This is a genomic window from Pseudomonas sp. ChxA (genome assembly GCF_030263855.1).
Lineage (GTDB): Bacteria > Pseudomonadota > Gammaproteobacteria > Pseudomonadales > Pseudomonadaceae > Aquipseudomonas > Aquipseudomonas fluorescens_CB.
The window spans coordinates 3,834,789-3,851,591 of record NZ_JARPMK010000001.1 but is presented as its reverse complement, the minus strand read 5'-3'; the positions used below and the strand labels follow the sequence as shown (position 1 = coordinate 3,851,591).

Genomic DNA, 16,803 nt, shown 5'->3' with positions numbered 1-16,803 from the left:
GTAGCTGGCGCGTTCACGGCATTGACCAGTAACCCGGTGCTGGCCCAGCTGGCCCGGGCACCGCGGTTGATTCCCTGGCGCAACTGGTCGGGGGCGCAAACCTGTTTGCCCCTGGCCCGGCAGGCGCCGAAAAACCTCGATGAACTGGTGCAGGTCATCGGCCAGGCACCGGGCAAGGTGCGGCCGGTGGGCTCGGGCCATTCGTTCAGTGCCCTGGTGCCCACAGACGGCACGCTGCTTTCCCTGAGTTATTTCAACGGTCTGTTGGATCACGATCCGCACACCTTGCAGGCCACCTTCGCCGCCGGCACGCCGATGTCGCGCATGGGCCAGGCATTGAAGGACGTCGGCCAGGCGCTGCCCAACATGGCGGATATCGACTACCAGACCCTGGCCGGGGCGATTTCCACCTCGACCCACGGCACGGGCGTGGGTTTTACCTCGTATTCTGGTTGTGTCACCGGCCTGCAGCTGGTGACCGCCCAGGGCCAGGTACTGGACTGCGACGCCAACCGCCACCCCGACGTGTTCAGCGCCGCCCGGGTGTCCCTCGGAGCCCTTGGCGTGGCCACCCAGGTCCGCCTGCAAAACCGCGCACCCTACCGTCTGCGACAGCACCAGTGGATCGCCAAGACCGAAGATCTGCTGGAAGACGTGGCGAAAAACGCCCGGGAAAACCAGCACTGGGAAATGCTCGTGGTGACCCATTCCGACTACGCCTTGTCCATCGCCCTGAACGAAACCACCGACCCCGAAACCCCGCCCATGGACCCGGCCGAGGCGGGCGGTAACGAGTTCGTGTCGATCATCGAAAAACTTGACAAATACGTCAGCGATTTCTCCGACGTCCGGGGCACGTTGCTCAACAGCCTGCGTTTTTTTGCCAACTTCGATGACCGGGTGGCCGAGTCGTTCCAGGTGTACAGCAACGTGCGCGACGTGCGCTTCAACGAGATGGAATATTCGGTGCCCGCCGAACACGGTCCGGCCTGCCTGCGGGAAATCCTCAAGCTGATCAGCGATAAGGACCTGCGCACCTGGTTTCCCATCGAGTACCGCTACGTCAAGGCCGACGACATTCCGCTGAGCATGTTCGAGGGGCGCGACAGCTGTTCAATCTCCGTGCACCAGCACTACACCATGGACCACCACAACTTCTTCGCCGCCGTGGAACCGATCTTCTGGAAATATGCCGGCCGCCCGCACTGGGGCAAGTTGCACACCCTCAATGCCCGCACCTTGGAACCGTTGTATCCGCGCTGGGAGGAGTTCACCCGAGTGCGCCGCGAACTTGATCCCAGCGGTAAATTCCTCAACGCGCACCTGTCGTCTATTTTGGGAGTGGCCTGATGAACCGCCGACATTTTGTACTAGGCACTGGCGCTTTGCTGGCCGCCGGTGCCTGGTTGCTGCGCCCAAGTGACCGGGGCAGCCCCTACAACGATTACTTCCGCACTTTAAACGCCGAACTCAAGGCCCACGGGCCGATGCGCCCGGTGATGCTGATCGACTTAGATCGCCTGGACCACAACATCGATGTGGTCATGCAGTCGGTCAAACGAGGCAGTAAACACTTACGGCTGGTAGAAAAGTCCCTGCCGTCGCCGGGGCTACTGGCCTACATCACCAAGCGCGCCGGGACGCAGCGGTTGATGTCGTTTCACCAGCCGTTTCTCAATCACGATGCGCTGGCGTTTCCCGAGGCCGACATGCTCATGGGCAAGCCGTTGCCGGTGCAATCGGCCGAGCTGTTTTACCAAACTCACAAAGGCCCGTTCGATCCGTCCCGGCAGTTGCAATGGCTGCTGGACACGCCTGAGCGCCTGCAGCAATACCTGACGCTTGCCCAGGGGTTGGGCACGAAACTGCGGGTCAATATTGAACTGGATGTGGGCCTGCATCGCGGCGGCATCAGCGACAACGCGGTGCTGGGGCAGATGCTGACGCTGATCAGCGCGCACCCGCAGCAGTTGGAATTCAGCGGGTTCATGGGCTACGACCCGTTTGTGGGGATGGGCGTGCCGGGGATTCTGGGTTCGCCTCAGGATTTGTTCGAGAAAGTCATGCAACGCTACAGCGGCTATGTGGATTACACCCGTCAGCACTTTGCGCCGCTGTGGCGTGACGGGCTGACGTTGAACACGGCGGGCAGCCCGAGTTATCGCATTCACGAGCAGGAAAAACTCAGCAGCGAGGTGTCGGTGGGCACCGCGTTGCTCAAGCCGACGCACTATGACTTACCGTCGTTGAGTGAGCATGCGCCGGCGACCTATATCGCCACGCCTGTGTTGAAGAGCACCGGGCCAGTGGATATTCCGGCGCTGGACGGCAAGTCGCGGTTGTTCTCGTGGTGGGATGCCAATCAGCGCGCCACGTTCTTTATTTATGGGGGGAACTGGATGGCTGAGTTTGAATCGCCCAAAGGGTTGCAGAGTAATAACCTATACGGGCGCAGTTCCAATCAGGAGATGGTCAATGGTTCGCCTAAGGTGGGGCTGAACGTGGAAGACCAGGTGTTTCTGCGCCCGACCCAGAGCGAGTTTGTGCTGTTGCAGTTTGGGGAGTTGCTGGCAGTACGGGGCGGGAAGATCGTCGACACTTGGCCCGTTTACATCTGAAGATCTGCTATAGAGCTTTGGGGAAAATTTTCCACCACTTCAGATTCGGTTTACAGGGGAGGGGGCTCCTGAGCTGTAACCAGAGTCAAGTTCTTGCTCATGTCCATTTGGCCTCTAAAGAGCTGACTGTAATAAGCCCTCATCGCGCGGAAGGGTAGGGTAATGGCGGCCATATGGGGGACTTTAGCGGACAATTTTTGCCAAGAATGCAGCACCTCTTGCAAGGGCCTATGATTGTTATCATGTTGTCCAAAACAAGAACTGAAAAATTCGGTCGGGAATCGAAGCGCCATGCAAAGGAAACCGGCTGATCCACATCATGACATGGCCCTTGTGTCAACCTTTCTGCTGCAAGCCCTCGGGCAAGTGGTCGCGCAAAAAGGGGTAAGCGCGGAACATCTTTGTCGCGGTTTGGGTTTTAGCCTGGCTGATCTGGACGATCCGGCCCAGAGAGTCTCCTATCGCCAGGCGGTCGCGATGATTCAGCGCGCACTCAAGGTACTGCCCGATCAGGGGTTGGGGCTATGGGTCGGGTATCAGAATGTACTCGGTACGTTGGGCCTGCTCGGCCATGTCGTTTCGCTGTGCAAGACCTTGCGCGATGCCTTTGCAATTGGCGAACGCCATCAGCATACCTCTGGTGCGATCGCCTCTTCACATACCTATGAATGCGGACAGGAAGTCTTCGTCGACGTCGAATGCTTGCTGCCCGACGCAGAGGTGCAGGTGTTTGTGAGCGAGGAGTTCCTGGCCAGCCTCATGGTGTATGGCAGAGCTCTGCTGGGGCAAGATTTCGCGCCTTTGCGGGTAGAATTCAGGCATACCGCGCCGCTTTACATAGATGAATATCTCCATATATTTGGCGCAGATGTGCGGTTCGGTGGTCTGCATAATCGTATGGTCCTGGCTCGTCACTGGATGGACGTGCGCCTTCCCAATCATCACGCGCTGGCGCTGCGCCAAGCCTTAGATTTACTGGAGCAGGAAAGCACTCAATTGCATGAGAAAATGGACTTGATTCAAGCGGTAGAGCGCGCAATTTTCCGGGATTTGCAGCGTAGCCAGCTGGCAAAGGTGGCCAGTGACTTAAATATGAGTGGGCGCACCTTGCGTCGACGGCTGATCGAGCATGGGCTGACCTTTGAAAGCTTGCGCGAGCAGGTGCGCCGAGCACGAACTATGAGTTTGTTGAGTAACCCAAGCCTGACTCTCGAACGAATCACGGAAGAGGTGGGCTACAGCGATGTTCGCAGTTTTCGGCGAGCATTCAAGCGCTGGGCCGGGTTGAGTCCCAGTGCGTTTCGTGGTGAAGGACGCGGGCTTGCATAATTCCTAGGAGCGGTCCGTATGCAAGGACAGTATATGTGCTGCTGAAGTAGGGTGTGACGGTCATCGAAAATACGGGGGGGCGGCGCATTGTTGAGCAGTACCTCCCCGTCCTCATTGAAAGGACAGGGAGGGGACGGCGCTCATCCGGCGATGTATAACCCGCCGTTCACATGCAGCACTTCACCGGTAATGAAGCTCGAGCCGCTGCTGCACAGGAAAGCTATCACCGAGGCAATCTCGCTGGGTTGGCCAAGACGTTTGAGAGGGGTTTGTTCCACTGAGTCGCTGCCACGGGTGGCGATCAAAGCTTGAGTCATCGGGGTTTCGATGATGCCGGGGGATACGGCGTTGACGCGGGTTTTCGGACCCAGTTCACGGGCTAGGGCGCGAGTCAGGCTTAGCAGGCCGCCCTTGGAGGTACCATAATGGGCGTTGGAAAACGCACCGCGGTGGGCAGCTATCGAAGTCAGGTTGACGATCGCGCTGTTGGCGCGCAATGCAGGAATCGCCCGACGACACAGATAAAACACGCCGTCGAGGTTGATGCCCAGGGTCTGACGCCATTGTTCATCGGTCATCTGCCGAATCGGTTGCGACTGGTACAAACCGGCCGAAGGCACCAGGAAGTCAATGCCACCGAAGCGATCTATGGCCAATTGCACCGCCTTGGCCGAATCTTCAGGGTTGGCCGCATTCATCCGCAGGGTAACGACGCGCTCTCCGCTGGGGTCGAGTTCCAGGGAAAAATCCGCCAAGCCGTCGCCATCCAGGTCTGTAAGTACCAGAAATGCGCCGCATTGATAAAACAGTTTCGCTACTTCACGGCCAATTCCACCGTTGGCACCTGTGAGCAGAAGGACGCGATTGTTGAAATCGTACATGGTCGTTTCTCCAAAGGGATACCGGGGGTCATGGTCCGAGAATGCGCGCCACATTTTCGTGCTGCAGGTCGACGCCAAGGAAGCGGCAAATCTGCACGATCTGGCCGTAGATCATGTGTTGCCCATGGTGAACGCGGCAGCCGCGCTCCCGTGCCGCTGTCAGCAGCGCGGTGTCGCCTGAACGCATGACTGCTTCACAGACCAGAGCACCGGCCCGCAGCGTACCCGGATCCAGAGGCAGGGCATCGTCGTCCTTGAGCCCAAGCGACGTGGCGTTGATGATCACGTCGAAGCTCTGCGCATTGCCGTCGCTCACGCTCAAATCAATGTCGGAGAACTGCGTTTTCAGGCGTTCCAATAGGGCCTCAGCACGAGCCGGGGAGCGATTGTAGATCGCTAGTCGAGCGGGGCTTTGCTTGGCAATCGACCAGGCAATCGACTTGCCAGCACCGCCGGCTCCCACCAGCAGTACGCGCTTGCCTTCCAGCCGGTGCCCCTGCTGGTGCAACCCGGCGAGCATACCTTCGCCGTCGAAGTTGCCACCGATCAGCCGACCGTTCTCGGGGTCGATCCTTACCGCGTTGACCGAGCCGACTTGCTGTGCGGTGTCGGTCAGTTCGTCGCAGAATTCAACGATACTTTCCTTGTATGGAATGGTCACCACCAGGCCATGCAGGTTGGCAATGCCGGATATCCCGAGCAGTACCTTGCGCAGGTTCGCGCCGCGTACGTGCAGAGGCACGCAGACCAAGTCCAGGCTCTGATTGGCGGCGCTATGGTTGATCACCTGCGGGGTTTTTACGTGGGCGATCGGATCGGCAACGATGCCGATCAGTTGTGTCTGGCCACTGATGTGCATGGAAACCTCAAAGATGGGAGTGTGAGCGCGCATGGATGGGCGAGACGCATACCTGGGCACAGGGTGCAGATCCGAAAAAAATCGATCGGGAGTTGGGAGGGAGGCGAACCGTGGCCAGGGTTGGCGCAGGCGGGGTGGAACATTGAAGCCAGTGTGCGCAACAGCGCTCTAATAGGACTCATAATACTAACCTGTCTGACATATTTTATTGTTGTCTGACAGGATAGTAGGAGGCTTCGCTTTTCGGTGTCAAGGGCCGCAGGCCATTCTGTCCTGCAGCTACACATCGATGCGCCTGGAGCCGATCTGGCTGGTGGGGCGATATTTTTTCAGCAAAACACTTTGACATACCCCAGGCTGAGAGTTATTTTTGATAACTGGTCTGACAAGTAACTAAAGATGTATGACCATAAATAATAACAAGTGAGAACATCATGTCCCATACAGATCACACTCCCGCTACGCCCGAACAGTCCGAGCACCATTCAGCCGTTTTCCAGCACAGCGCTTACTCCGGAATCCGAGACAAGGTGGTCGTGGTTACCGGTGGCGGCAGCGGTATTGGCCTGGCCCTGGCCGAAGGTTTTGCCCGTAATGGCGCGCACCTGCTGCTGATTGACATCAATGACCAGTCCATGACAGACGCCAAGATCACGTTGCAGCATCGTTTCCCGACGACCCGTGTCGAATGTTTTCAGGCGTCAGTCACCGATGAAGCGGCTGTAGAGGCCGCCTTCGCTCACGCTAAGGCGTGTTTCGGGCGCATTGATGTCTTGCTCAACAACGCGGGGGTGTCGATCAACAAGCCATCCCTGGATATCACACCCGCCGAATGGCGACGGGCTATCGAGATCAACTTCAACAGTGTGTTTTTCTGCGCCCAGGCGGCGGCTCGGTACATGATCGACCAGCAGGCTGGCGTAATCATCAACACCTCGTCGATGTGGGGGGTTTCTCACTCCGCTGACCGCACAGCGTACTGTGCGACCAAGGCCGCCGTGGTCTCCATGACTAAGTGTCTGGCGGTGGAATGGGCCCGGCACGGTATCCGCATGAACGCCATCGGCCCTGGTTATACCCGCACGCCGCTGGTGGATGAACTGCAGCGGGCCGGACGCCTGGACGTCGAGGCTCTGCGCAAGCGTACACCGCTGCAACGCCTCGGCGAACCTGGCGAGATGGCAGAACTGGCGCTTTTCCTCGCATCCAGCAGCGCAACCTTCATCACCGGGCAGATTTACGTGTCGGACGGCGGTTGGACCGCCAATGGTTTCTAACTTGCCCTTCGTTTTGCCGGTCCGCCGTAGCCTGTCGATTTGAACCATTGTGGAGAAGTGAAATGCCGAAAAGTGTTGCCTTATCGTCGGCCTCGCCGTGGGTCGAGCTCAGTTCCACTGACGCCGACTGGAAGCAGGCCTCCCCTGCGTTGCTGGGTACCATGCTCAGCCAGTTGCACTTGATCCGTGCCTTCGAGGAGACCGTCCTTGAATTAGCCGGTGAAGGCTTGGTGCATGGTCCTGCGCATTCGAGTATCGGTCAGGAAGGAGGCGCGGTGGGTTCGATTGTCGCCCTGGGCGCTGCGGATGAAGTCAATGGTTCGCACCGTGGTCATCACCAATTCCTGGCCAAGGCACTGGTATACCTGATGCCTGATGGAATTGATCCGAAAGTACCTGTAACAGCCCCCATCCAGGATCTGCTGCAACGTACCCTGGCGGAAATTCTGGGCTTGTCCCAGGGATTCTGCAAAGGCCGTGGCGGCTCCATGCACCTGCAGTGGGCTGAGGCCGGTGCGCTGGGGACCAACGCCATCGTCGGTGGTGGCGTGCCACTTGCGGCGGGTGCCGCCTGGGCACATCGGCATGCCGGCACCGATACCGTAGCCATCACCTACTTCGGTGACGGCGCAGTGAACATCGGTTCGGTGCTGGAGACCATGAACCTGGCGGCGGCCTGGAAATTGCCGCTCTGCTTTTTCATCGAGAACAACCTATACGCGGTCTCCACCACGGTTGAGGAAGCCACCGCCGAGCCGCGACTGTCGGCACGTGGGCAGGGCTTCAATATCCCGAGCTGGAAAGTCGACGGCATGGATCCGCTGGCAGTTTATTTGGCCATGCAGCAAGCGCTGACGCATATGCGCGCCGGTAACGGTCCGACCATCATCGAGGCCGATGTGTACCGGTTTTTCCATCAGAACGGTCCATTCCCCGGCAGCGCATTCGGCTACCGCAGCAAGGAAGAAGAGCAGGGCTGGCGCGCCCGTGATCCCCTGGAGCGGTTGGCCCGGGAAATGAAAGAGCGCAAGTTGATCGACGATGCCGGCTTGGCCGACCTGCGTGAAGCCGTCAAGTTGGCAATGGCCCAATCGGCTGCCGCACTGCTGGAAGCTGACCCCGCAGGCAAACCAGGCAAGCGGAGGATTAGACCTCAGTTGTGGCCTTCGCCTGATTTTCGTGATGTGGGTATTCGTGGCGACTTAAGCGAGTTGGCCGATGCCCACACCTGTGAGCAGGCGAGCTATCGTGGCAGCCTGGAGCAGCGCAAGTTTATCGATGCTATCGCCGACGTTATGAACCGGCGCATGGAAGCTGATGACAGTATCGTCGTCATGGGGGAAGACGTTCACCGTCTCAAAGGTGGCACCAACGGCGCTACCCGCGGTCTGAAAGAGCTTTTTCCAGAGCGCATCCTCGGCACCCCCATCAGCGAGAACGCCTTCTGCGGATTGGGTGGTGGCATGGCCTTGGATGGACGATTTAAACCAGTAGTGGAGTTCATGTACCCCGACTTCATGTGGGTCGCCGCCGACCAGGTGTTCAACCAGATCGGCAAGGCTCGGCATATGTTCGGCGGGCAAAGCGACGTCCCCTTGGTGCTGCGCACCAAGATCGCCATGGGCACAGGTTATGGTTCGCAGCACTCCATGGACCCGGCCGGTATCTACGTGACCAATCCTGGATGGCGCATTGTTGCGGCTTCCACGCCGTTCGACTACATCGGCTTGATGAATGCCGCGCTGGCCTGCAAAGACCCGGTGTTAGTGATCGAGCACGTCGACCTGTACAGCCAGAGCGGTGAAGTGCCGGTGGATGACCTGGACTATCAGATCCCGTTCGGCACAGCAGCCGTGCGCCGTGAAGGTCGTGAACTGACCATCCTCACGTACTTGAGCATGGTAGGACACTCTATGGAAGCGGTAGAACAGACTGGCATAGATGCCGAAGTCATTGACCTGCGTTTTCTCGACCGCGCCAGCTTTGACTGGACCACGGTTGAGGCGAGTATCCGCAAGACCAACAACGTGCTGATTGTCGAGCAGGGGGCTCGGGGTACGTCCTATGGTGGTTGGCTTGCGGACGAACTGCAGCGCCGTTGCTTTGACTGGCTTGACCAGCCGATCCAGCGCGTGACCGGAGGCGAAGGCTCGCCGAGTATTTCTAAAGTCCTGGAACGTGCCGCTTGCGCGCGTACCGAGGAAGTCATCGAAGGCCTGCAACTGGTCATCCGCGAAAAAGGGGCACACCAATGAGCGTAAAGATGCTGGTACCAATGGAGGTAGGAATTTGCTGCGTCGATCTTCCTGCCCTCAGTCGTTTCTATCAGGACGTGCTGGGTTTTACCTTTGTCGCCCAGGTGCAAATGCCGGCCTCCGCCGCGCAACAGGTGGGCTTGAGTGAAGGCGGCTACAGCGTAATGCGTCTGCAGACGCCCTACGGCGAACGCATCAAGCTGCTGGCGCCAGAGCGCACCCCGACCCACCACGAGCAGGGGTTGATCCTGGACCGCCAAAATGCGAGCTACCTGACATTCATCGTGGAAGACATTTCAAGCCTAGTAAACGAGCTGAAAAATGCCGGCGCGAGCTTCTTCGCCGGCGACGTGCCGATCCAGCTGCGTCCTGATGTGAAGGCGCTGTTCTGCCGGGACCCGGAAGGCAACGTGCTGGAATTGGTCGAGTACGCTGATATCGCCGCCTACCGTCCAGACTTGTTTAACGACCGGAGTGCCTGATGGCCAAGCTCTTACATATGCCCGAGGTGTCGGCCAATACGACCCACGCCGCGATCCAGAACTGGACCCTCAAGGAAGGCGACGCGTTCAACACCGGAGACTGCATCGCCGAGATCGAAACCGAAAAGGCGCTGGTCGAGTTGACTGCTGAAGAAGAAGCGGTGCTTGGCAAGATCCTGGTCGAACCGGGACGCGAAGTGGAAGTGGGCGCGCCGATTGGGGTGCTGTTTGCCAGAGGCGAAACCGATGTAGATATCGACGAACTGCTTGCAAAGGCCGGTGCGCTGTCGGCGGCCAATGAGTCGGTAATAGAGGACGCACCTGAACTTCAGTCCCGGGCTGATAAGACGCCGGTAGTTGACGCGCGCAACAACGGGCGAATCTTCGCAAGTCCTCTGGCGCGCCGTCTGGCAGCGGCCATGGGGCTTGAACTGACGACTCTCAAGGGCAGCGGTCCGAATGGGCGAATCGTCAAGCGCGACGTCGAGGCCGTAGCGGTCGCCGTCGCTAGCCTTGCGTCCGCAGCCGTTGAACCTTCGATATCGGCCGTCGACTTTGAGGAAGTCCCGCACAGCAGCATGCGTAAGACTATCGCTCGCCGCTTGGTCGAGAGCAAGTCCACAGTGCCGCATTTCTATCTCGAGGTGGAATGCCGGATGGAGGCGTTGCTTACCCTGCGCGAGCAGGTCAACCAGAAAGCGCCGAGAAAGATTTCAATCAACGACTTCATCGTCAAGGCGGTTGCAGTCGCCCTCCGACAGGTTCCGGAGATGAATGTGACCTGGACCGAAACGGCGTTGCGGCGCTACCACCACGCGGATGTCTGCGTAGCGGTGTCCACCGATAACGGCCTGATCACACCGGTAGTGCGTAATGCCGACAGTAAGGCGCTTTCGCAAATTAGCGCGGATGTGGTGGAGTTGGCCGGACGGGCCCGCGATGGACGTCTGCGCCCCGAGGAATACCAGGGCGGCAGTTTCACCATCAGTAACCTGGGGATGTTCGGCGTCGAGCAGTTTAGCGCCATCATCAATCCACCCCACGCAGCCATTCTGGCGGTGGGCGCGACCCAGAAAAAGCCAGTGGTTGAAAATGGTGAACTGCGCGTTGGTTCGGTGTTGTGTTGCACCCTTTCAGTAGATCATCGAGCAGTGGACGGAGCGCTGGCGGCCCAATGGCTGGCAGCGTTCAAGGGCCTGATGGAAAACCCGCTGGGTATGCTGATTTGAGGGATGTTCCATGAGTGAAGTGAAATTCGATGTAATCGTCGTCGGTGGGGGGCCTGGTGGTTACGTGGCGGCCATCCGTGCCAGCCAGTTGGGTCTGCGCACGGCGGTAGTGGAAAAAGCGCAGTTGGGTGGGGTCTGTCTGAACTGGGGCTGCATTCCTACCAAGGCCCTGTTGCGCAGTGCCGACGTGCTGCGTCTGATCGGCAGTGCGGCCAGCTTTGGTATCGAGGTCGGTTCCGCCAAACCTGACTTGAAGGCTATCGTGAAGCGGTCCCGCGATGTCGCGACCCAGTTGAACCGGGGCGTCAGTGGGCTGATGAAAAAGCACCGCGTCCAGGTATTCAATGGACATGCACGGCTAGATGGGCCCCAGCAAGTGAAAGTGTCCGGGGAGCAGGGTGATCTCAGCTTGAGCGCACCGCACATCATTCTGGCAACCGGAGCGCGGGCGCGCGGGCTGCCAGGCATGGAGCCGGACGGCAAGCACTTCTGGACCTATCGTCAGGCACTGGTGCCGGAAAGCGTACCCAAACGGCTGGTGATCGTTGGCGCTGGCGCGATCGGTATCGAATTCGCCAGTTTCTATCACGCTCTTGGCGCGCAGGTGAGCGTGGTGGAAATGGCCGATCGGATTCTCCCGGTGGAGGACCAAGAGGTCAGTGCCCATGTGGCAAAGGCCCTGATTCGGGACGGTATCCACCTACACACCGGCTGTGCTCTCAAAAGCAGCAAAGTGGAGCAGGGCACGGTGCATCTGCACCTTGAAGGCAAGAGCAATGAGACCCTGCAGGCAGACGTGGTGCTAGTGGCTGCAGGTATTGTTGGCAATGTCGACGACCTGGGGTTGGAAGGGACCAAGATCAAAGTACAGCACACCCATGTGCTGGTGGATGAGTTCTGCCGCACGGGCGAGCCGGGTGTTTACGCGATCGGCGATCTGGCGGGAGCTCCATGGCTTGCGCATAAGGCCAGCCACGAAGCAGTGATCTGTGTCGAGAAGATCGCCGGCCAGAACCCCCATCCCTTGGATCCCCGCAGCGTGCCAGCCTGTACTTACAGCTACCCGCAAATCGCCAGCGTCGGTTACACCGAGGCCCAGGCTCGCACTGCTGGCAAGACGCTCAAGGTCGGCAAGTTTCCATTCGCGGCCAATGGCAAGGCGATTGCGATGGGGGCCACGGAGGGCTTCGTCAAGGTTGTGTTCGACGCTGACAGCGGCGAATTGCTGGGCGCCCACATGGTTGGCGAGGAGGTCACCGAGATGATTCAGGGCTATGCCATCGCTCGGGGCCTGGAGACTACCGAAGCCGAACTGATCGAAAGTATCCTGCCGCACCCGACGATGTCTGAAGCCATGCATGAAGCCGTGCTGGCAGCATACGAACGAACTCTGCATATCTGAGTTTTTATCCTGGTCTGAGTGACGAGCTAGGAGGTCGGGTCGTGTATGGTCGGCGGACGCCGAGAATACTTCGGCCCGGCTGCATGCTTTGCGGATTTCAGTCAGGGAGTCGCCTGGCCAGGGTAGGGGGATCGACATAGTCCGCAATAACCAAGCTCGCGGCCACAGGAAGGGGCAGGCTATGATTTAGTGAGTCGCATCAGGCTAATAGTCGACGCCGCCGGAAGTCCCCCATCTGAAACCACTCCGGAGGGTAATTGGCTGGCATAGTGCACTCCTTGGCAGGGATGGGCGTTGCTTCGGGATGAAGCTCGCTTGGCATGTGGGCTGGTCACGGGAGCAATCACATCTTGCGCGAAGGTCTCCAGGCAGAATATCCCAACAGTAATGGAGCGGGCACGCCGCCGTGGTCGCCAAAACTTTGATCCCGCTTGACGTTCGGGTACGTTAGTGAGGGCAGATGATAGGCGCTCAGTCGCCCAGTTCTAGCTTCATGATGGCGAGGACTTCGTAAAGCTTGACACTTACCTCATGAAGCTTGGCGATGAACTCTTCGAGCAACTCGTTGGTAACCTCGAAATACCGTTTCTTCGAGTCCAATCGGCGATGAAGGATCTACTCACATGCTGGGTTTGTAATTGGATAAGAATGGACAATGTCCGTGCAGCGGGTGTTCAGCGCTTCGAACATATCCGCTGCCAAATGGCCGATTGGCTTTTAACCTCCGATAAATGGGCACTCTGGAAATTTAATTTGTTTCGATATTGAGAAAAGAATTATCAGGCGGTATCAATTCAAAAAAGCGCGTTGGATCCTCAATCAGATACCCCTTCAGGATGGTTTTCTTCCTGGGTCCTCGTACTTGGCAAGCCCAGATATTCAGACCGTTGTCACGCTTTCGATGGACCTTCAGTTTCTCAAACTGTTTCTGTACCCAGCGCCACTCGTCGACGCCGTCGTTCGCACCGTGGGCGATACCTGGAAATTCCTGGACATAGCGCTGGAAAATTCCGGGGGTGACCAGGAACGCGGTACCGCCCACCGTGTGAACCTTGGCCTTGCTGTCATTGATGATCAGCTTGTGACTCTGAATACCCTCCTTGACCCAATCCAAGAAAGCTTGGCCTGGGTTATCCGAAGGGAGGGTTGAAGTTTCGAGAGCGCTTTCTGACGGTGCGTCACTGGCCTCAGGCTCTTCCAACTCGAACATGTCCAGCAGCGTGCCGAGGTAATCGGCATCCTCTAGCGCCGTGGGATCCGGCTGCGGTTGGCTTTGACCTGATCGTGCACTGACTGTCTCGGGCGCTGGTGTTGGTATCTGGGTGTCAGTTGAGTGGTCATGGGCTGCAATGCTAACCGTTCCGCTGAAAGCCTCGGGCCGGTCTTCGTTTCCCCAAATCAGTGCTGGTTGAAGGCGCAGAAAGGTGAAACTCTGCTGCCAATTTCCCTGTGCCACAAGCGCGGTCCAGATGGCTTTACCTTCCGGGGTGGACTCGACCAGCCCATGCGACTGCAGCTCGTCGAACACCGCTAGGTTGGACGAAGGAATGCCTTCAATCGATTGCGACAGCAGATAGGCTCGTAGCTTGTCCGTGACCGTCTTGCTGACCAGCCAGAGGGCGTCCTGGGTCAGCCATCCCGCGGCACCCGGCTGGTTGAGTTTCAGCTCGTGCTGAACCAGATGACGTAGTCCGGTGATCAAGTGATGTTGCAGCGAATGCGTCGGGGCCAGGAGTGCCTTCTTCGGGTTGCCACCGATGTTCTGCGCGGTGGAAACACGGTCGGCCTGCATCACCAACTCACCGAGAACGCCGGCACGTTCGTACTGGCCCGCCAGGACATACAGCAGACTGGCCCACAGTGGCGGAAATCCACTGAGCCAATCGAGGATTGGGCGGTCGAGAATGTGGGTGTAGAGCAAGCCTGCGGCGGCGCCGTGCAGGTGGTAGTCACGACCCTTGATGTAACGAAAACGGTAGGGCTGATCCAGGGAGCCCTGCCAAGGATGCCAAACACGGCCATCCTGGCGTTCGACCAGCAGGTCCACGGCAATCTTGCCTATATCATGCAGCAGGGCGCCATAGGCGATGCCCGCGGACCAGGCGTCAGTCTGGGCGGCTTGGTCTTCGGGCGCAGCACCGGTGGGAAGCAGATACGACTGACGCAGTTTCAAACTGCAAGCGACCAGCTCCAGGCCATGGTCGAGCATGCCGCCGAGATAAGCATGGTGGTGCGTCTCGCTGGCCGGGAGTTGCTGGACTTGTTCGGCGTAGCGATGAATTGGATTTAAATAGAGTTGGGTGAATTGGACGTGGGAGAGGGCAGTGTATTGCCAGATGCGATCGAGCAACTGACGGCGGTGCTCTGCTGCTAACAAGCTGTGGGCCGACTCGATGGGCAGGAAGCCTTCGGCGACGCTCACGATCAGTAGCGGAGGGGGCTTCTGCCTTTTGCGGCGAAACAGACTGAGCATTGTGACCTCCAGAAGGTGGGTGGGTCAGTGGCCTTTTCGCCTTTTCGGATAGCGCTCTTACCCTTGAGTCCCCATTCCCTTCCAACCCTTACCCGTCCTTTTTGGCTCGTGTCCCTTTGTGCGGCAATCGGAATACCGATACTGCTAGGCTTCGTTTTGTTGGGGGGCTGGTACGAAAAAGAAAAGAGTCGGTACACTGCGGTGCCTATTTTTTGGGTCTTGCCATGAACCTTACTGACGCCACGCTCGTGCTGCTGCTCGCGGCACGTATCCATGGGACCGACGAAGCCGTCAGGGCTTCAGCGAAGAGCGTGGTCAAGAAGTTGCCGCGCAGTAAACGCGATCTGATCTACAAGGTGATCGACAGCCGGAGTCCGCTCGAGCTGGTGGATTTTCTGGCGCAGAATCTGGATGCGGAATGACAGGCTGCGGGTGTGCGCCCCTCTCTTATTCTTTGCGTGATGGGCCCGCCGTATGATGCTGTCTGTTTTCTGGAAACAGAAAAAAGGGCTCAACTCGCGTTGGGCCCTGTGAAGCGTTTGCAGTGGTGGGGTAACAATTAAGCGACGTCGTTCATGCACAGTGAGTCATCCAAGACCGCTTGCTTCAGTTGCTGATCCAGGTTGAGTACATATTCCGAGGCGCTTCGGGCTTGGCCACTGGCGCGAAAGATCGCACGCTTGTCTGCTTTGAGCAGGCTGAGCCAGGAGTCGATGTAACCCTCATGCCGCAGCTCTCCCTGAATGCCAGCGTAAGCGCATAAAAAAGCAGCGCCCATCTCGGCGATCAACTCCTCAAACGCGTAGCCTGGCGAGCCGAACGGACAGGATGAGGTCACACCCTCGCGCTGCAGCCGAGAAAGATGTCCGGTCCAGTGCGTCAGCTCGTGCAGTGCGGTGGCGTAGTACCCACCTTCATCGTGAAATTGCGCTTTTGTCGGCAGTTGGATGAGATCCCTGATCGGGTGGTAAAAGGCTTCGTCGGCAGGCCGATGAACGATGTGTGCGCCAGTACTTAAAAGCAGATTTTCTGCAGCACTGTTGGCTAGGAAGGGGGCGGTCGGGCACGCTTCGAGCAAGGTTTCGTTGAACGTTTCGAGCCCTTCCGTTTGCTCGATGTTGAACAAAAAATGCGTCCTGAGAATGCCAAAGTGAGCGACCTTGGGCTGACCGTTTTCATCGAGTACGGGTTGGCCTGACTCAGTCTGTTCCTCGCGCTCCATAGGCTTGTAGAGCACAGCCAGAGTGCTGTGCTCACCCTTACGGATGTGCCCACCGGCTTTTTTGGCTTGGTTGAAGGTTAGCCAACGATCCTGAGTAAACCCCTGCAAACTGGCCTCGGCCCAGAGCAGCGGTAAATTGATGCCCGAATACGGACGTCGCGTGATGGCGTTGATGGGGTAGGGTTGATGACCGATGTAAGCTGAGCCACTTGAGGACCAGGGTTTGATCCAGGGAGCAACGCCTTGGTCTAACGCGGTAACGATCTTGTCAGTTACGTCTTGGTAGATATCGCGCATGGCAATTTCCTCGAGAGAAAACGGAGGAACTCCGTGCCCGTCGGGGAGGGTTCCCCGGTTGGGTGATGGGCTGGATTGATGCAGGTCTTGCATGGCGTCCGAGTGTGGAGGTGGGCGCCGCCCATTGCGCTTAGCGCTGGTGTTCTCCTGCAAGCGCTATCAGTAAGGCACCAGACTGACCCGGTTCTTGGAGTAGGCTGAGACTCAATTGCAGCAACGGGTCGTGGTCGAAGTGATCGGTTGGTTCAATGTGGACTACCTCGAACAGCACATAGGGCTTTTGTGGATAGGCCAGGTGGGCTTCGAAGGCTGCGCGCAATACGTGGCTCAACCGATCGATCTGCAGCTTCCCCGCGTGATCTGAACGCTCGAGCTGTACTGCGCGTTGCCATGCGCCAGGTGTGAACACGATGGGCAACCGAAGGGTGTTCAGTGTTTCCGGTGTAAGTGAGTCGGGCATGGTATGTCTCCGTTGAAAA

14 protein-coding genes are annotated in these 16,803 nt (G+C 58.3%); 9 read left to right on the top strand and 5 right to left on the bottom strand.

Annotated elements, in window-relative coordinates; all coding sequences use genetic code 11:
• The first annotated feature begins 21 nt into the window (after positions 1 to 21).
• The 3 genes from P5706_RS17230 (at position 22) to P5706_RS17220 (ending at position 3,947) form a co-directional block, all read left to right on the top strand.
• Complete coding sequence (locus tag P5706_RS17230; RefSeq protein ID WP_161952161.1) at positions 22 to 1,350, top strand: D-arabinono-1,4-lactone oxidase; 1,329 nt, start codon at positions 22 to 24, stop codon at positions 1,348 to 1,350.
• Between the two features lie 59 nt (positions 1,351 to 1,409).
• Entirely contained in the window at positions 1,410 to 2,618 is a 1,209-nt protein-coding gene (locus P5706_RS17225) for a DSD1 family PLP-dependent enzyme (RefSeq protein ID WP_161952160.1), read from the top strand.
• Between the two features lie 291 nt (positions 2,619 to 2,909).
• Positions 2,910 to 3,947, top strand: coding sequence for an AraC family transcriptional regulator (locus P5706_RS17220; RefSeq protein WP_070413449.1), 1,038 nt, complete (start codon positions 2,910 to 2,912; stop codon positions 3,945 to 3,947).
• Between the two features lie 140 nt (positions 3,948 to 4,087).
• Here the strand turns inward: P5706_RS17220 and P5706_RS17215 are convergent, their stop codons facing one another.
• Together P5706_RS17215 and P5706_RS17210 are read right to left on the bottom strand one after the other, a co-directional pair.
• Positions 4,088 to 4,828: an SDR family NAD(P)-dependent oxidoreductase gene (locus P5706_RS17215; RefSeq protein ID WP_070413450.1), complete on the bottom strand. Its 741-nt coding sequence runs from the start codon at positions 4,826 to 4,828 to the stop codon at positions 4,088 to 4,090.
• Positions 4,829 to 4,856: 28 nt separating this feature from the next.
• Entirely contained in the window at positions 4,857 to 5,687 is an 831-nt protein-coding gene (locus tag P5706_RS17210; protein WP_070413451.1) for a shikimate dehydrogenase family protein, read from the bottom strand.
• A 434-nt stretch (positions 5,688 to 6,121) separates the two neighbouring features.
• On the opposite strand from P5706_RS17210, the gene P5706_RS17205 reads away from it, so the two are divergent.
• The 5 genes from P5706_RS17205 to lpdA all read left to right on the top strand — a co-directional run bounded on the left by P5706_RS17205 (position 6,122) and on the right by lpdA (position 12,332).
• Positions 6,122 to 6,964: an SDR family NAD(P)-dependent oxidoreductase gene (locus tag P5706_RS17205; RefSeq protein WP_078466837.1), complete on the top strand. Its 843-nt coding sequence runs from the start codon at positions 6,122 to 6,124 to the stop codon at positions 6,962 to 6,964.
• 62 nt (positions 6,965 to 7,026) lie between these two features.
• Positions 7,027 to 9,219 carry an alpha-ketoacid dehydrogenase subunit alpha/beta gene (locus tag P5706_RS17200; RefSeq protein WP_070413452.1) on the top strand — a complete coding sequence of 731 codons (2,193 nt, stop codon included), beginning with the start codon at positions 7,027 to 7,029 and terminating at the stop codon, positions 9,217 to 9,219.
• A gap of 8 nt (positions 9,220 to 9,227) precedes the next feature.
• Positions 9,228 to 9,701: a VOC family protein gene (locus P5706_RS17195; RefSeq protein ID WP_285680344.1), complete on the top strand. Its 474-nt coding sequence runs from the start codon at positions 9,228 to 9,230 to the stop codon at positions 9,699 to 9,701.
• A complete protein-coding gene (locus tag P5706_RS17190) occupies positions 9,701 to 10,930 on the top strand; it encodes a pyruvate dehydrogenase complex dihydrolipoamide acetyltransferase (protein WP_070413453.1) in 1,230 nt (409 codons plus the stop codon). The genes P5706_RS17195 and P5706_RS17190 overlap by 1 nt, the downstream gene beginning before the upstream one ends.
• A 10-nt stretch (positions 10,931 to 10,940) precedes the next feature.
• Positions 10,941 to 12,332: a dihydrolipoyl dehydrogenase gene (lpdA, locus tag P5706_RS17185; RefSeq protein ID WP_078466836.1), complete on the top strand. Its 1,392-nt coding sequence runs from the start codon at positions 10,941 to 10,943 to the stop codon at positions 12,330 to 12,332.
• A gap of 748 nt (positions 12,333 to 13,080) precedes the next feature.
• Here the strand turns inward: lpdA and mobH are convergent.
• Entirely contained in the window at positions 13,081 to 14,805 is a 1,725-nt protein-coding gene (gene mobH / locus P5706_RS17180) for a MobH family relaxase (RefSeq protein WP_070413455.1), read from the bottom strand.
• 224 nt (positions 14,806 to 15,029) lie between these two features.
• On the opposite strand from mobH, the gene P5706_RS17175 reads away from it, so the two are divergent.
• The gene (locus P5706_RS17175; protein WP_007901093.1) at positions 15,030 to 15,227 is read left to right on the top strand and encodes a DUF7740 domain-containing protein; all 198 of its coding nucleotides are present in this window, start codon (positions 15,030 to 15,032) and stop codon (positions 15,225 to 15,227) included.
• 137 nt (positions 15,228 to 15,364) lie between these two features.
• Here P5706_RS17175 and P5706_RS17170 read toward each other — a convergent pair whose 3' ends face one another.
• The gene (locus tag P5706_RS17170; protein ID WP_070413456.1) at positions 15,365 to 16,324 is read right to left on the bottom strand and encodes an ArdC family protein; all 960 of its coding nucleotides are present in this window, start codon (positions 16,322 to 16,324) and stop codon (positions 15,365 to 15,367) included.
• 130 nt (positions 16,325 to 16,454) lie between these two features.
• A complete protein-coding gene (locus tag P5706_RS17165) occupies positions 16,455 to 16,784 on the bottom strand; it encodes a hypothetical protein (protein ID WP_070413457.1) in 330 nt (109 codons plus the stop codon).
• Between the last annotated feature and the right edge of the window lie 19 nt (positions 16,785 to 16,803).

What these genes read in the sequence shown, in the direction of transcription:
- P5706_RS17220 (WP_070413449.1), top strand. Translation starts at nt 2,910, where the DNA reads ATGCAAAGGAAACCGGCTGATCCACATCATGACATGGCCCTTGTGTCA.
- P5706_RS17215 (WP_070413450.1), bottom strand. Translation starts at nt 4,828, where the DNA reads ATGTACGATTTCAACAATCGCGTCCTTCTGCTCACAGGTGCCAACGGT.
- P5706_RS17210 (WP_070413451.1), bottom strand. Translation starts at nt 5,687, where the DNA reads ATGCACATCAGTGGCCAGACACAACTGATCGGCATCGTTGCCGATCCG.
- P5706_RS17205 (WP_078466837.1), top strand. Translation starts at nt 6,122, where the DNA reads ATGTCCCATACAGATCACACTCCCGCTACGCCCGAACAGTCCGAGCAC.
- P5706_RS17200 (WP_070413452.1), top strand. Translation starts at nt 7,027, where the DNA reads ATGCCGAAAAGTGTTGCCTTATCGTCGGCCTCGCCGTGGGTCGAGCTC.
- P5706_RS17195 (WP_285680344.1), top strand. Translation starts at nt 9,228, where the DNA reads ATGCTGGTACCAATGGAGGTAGGAATTTGCTGCGTCGATCTTCCTGCC.
- P5706_RS17190 (WP_070413453.1), top strand. Translation starts at nt 9,701, where the DNA reads ATGGCCAAGCTCTTACATATGCCCGAGGTGTCGGCCAATACGACCCAC.
- lpdA (WP_078466836.1), top strand. Translation starts at nt 10,941, where the DNA reads ATGAGTGAAGTGAAATTCGATGTAATCGTCGTCGGTGGGGGGCCTGGT.
- mobH (WP_070413455.1), bottom strand. Translation starts at nt 14,805, where the DNA reads ATGCTCAGTCTGTTTCGCCGCAAAAGGCAGAAGCCCCCTCCGCTACTG.
- P5706_RS17175 (WP_007901093.1), top strand. Translation starts at nt 15,030, where the DNA reads ATGAACCTTACTGACGCCACGCTCGTGCTGCTGCTCGCGGCACGTATC.
- P5706_RS17170 (WP_070413456.1), bottom strand. Translation starts at nt 16,324, where the DNA reads ATGCGCGATATCTACCAAGACGTAACTGACAAGATCGTTACCGCGTTA.
- P5706_RS17165 (WP_070413457.1), bottom strand. Translation starts at nt 16,784, where the DNA reads ATGCCCGACTCACTTACACCGGAAACACTGAACACCCTTCGGTTGCCC.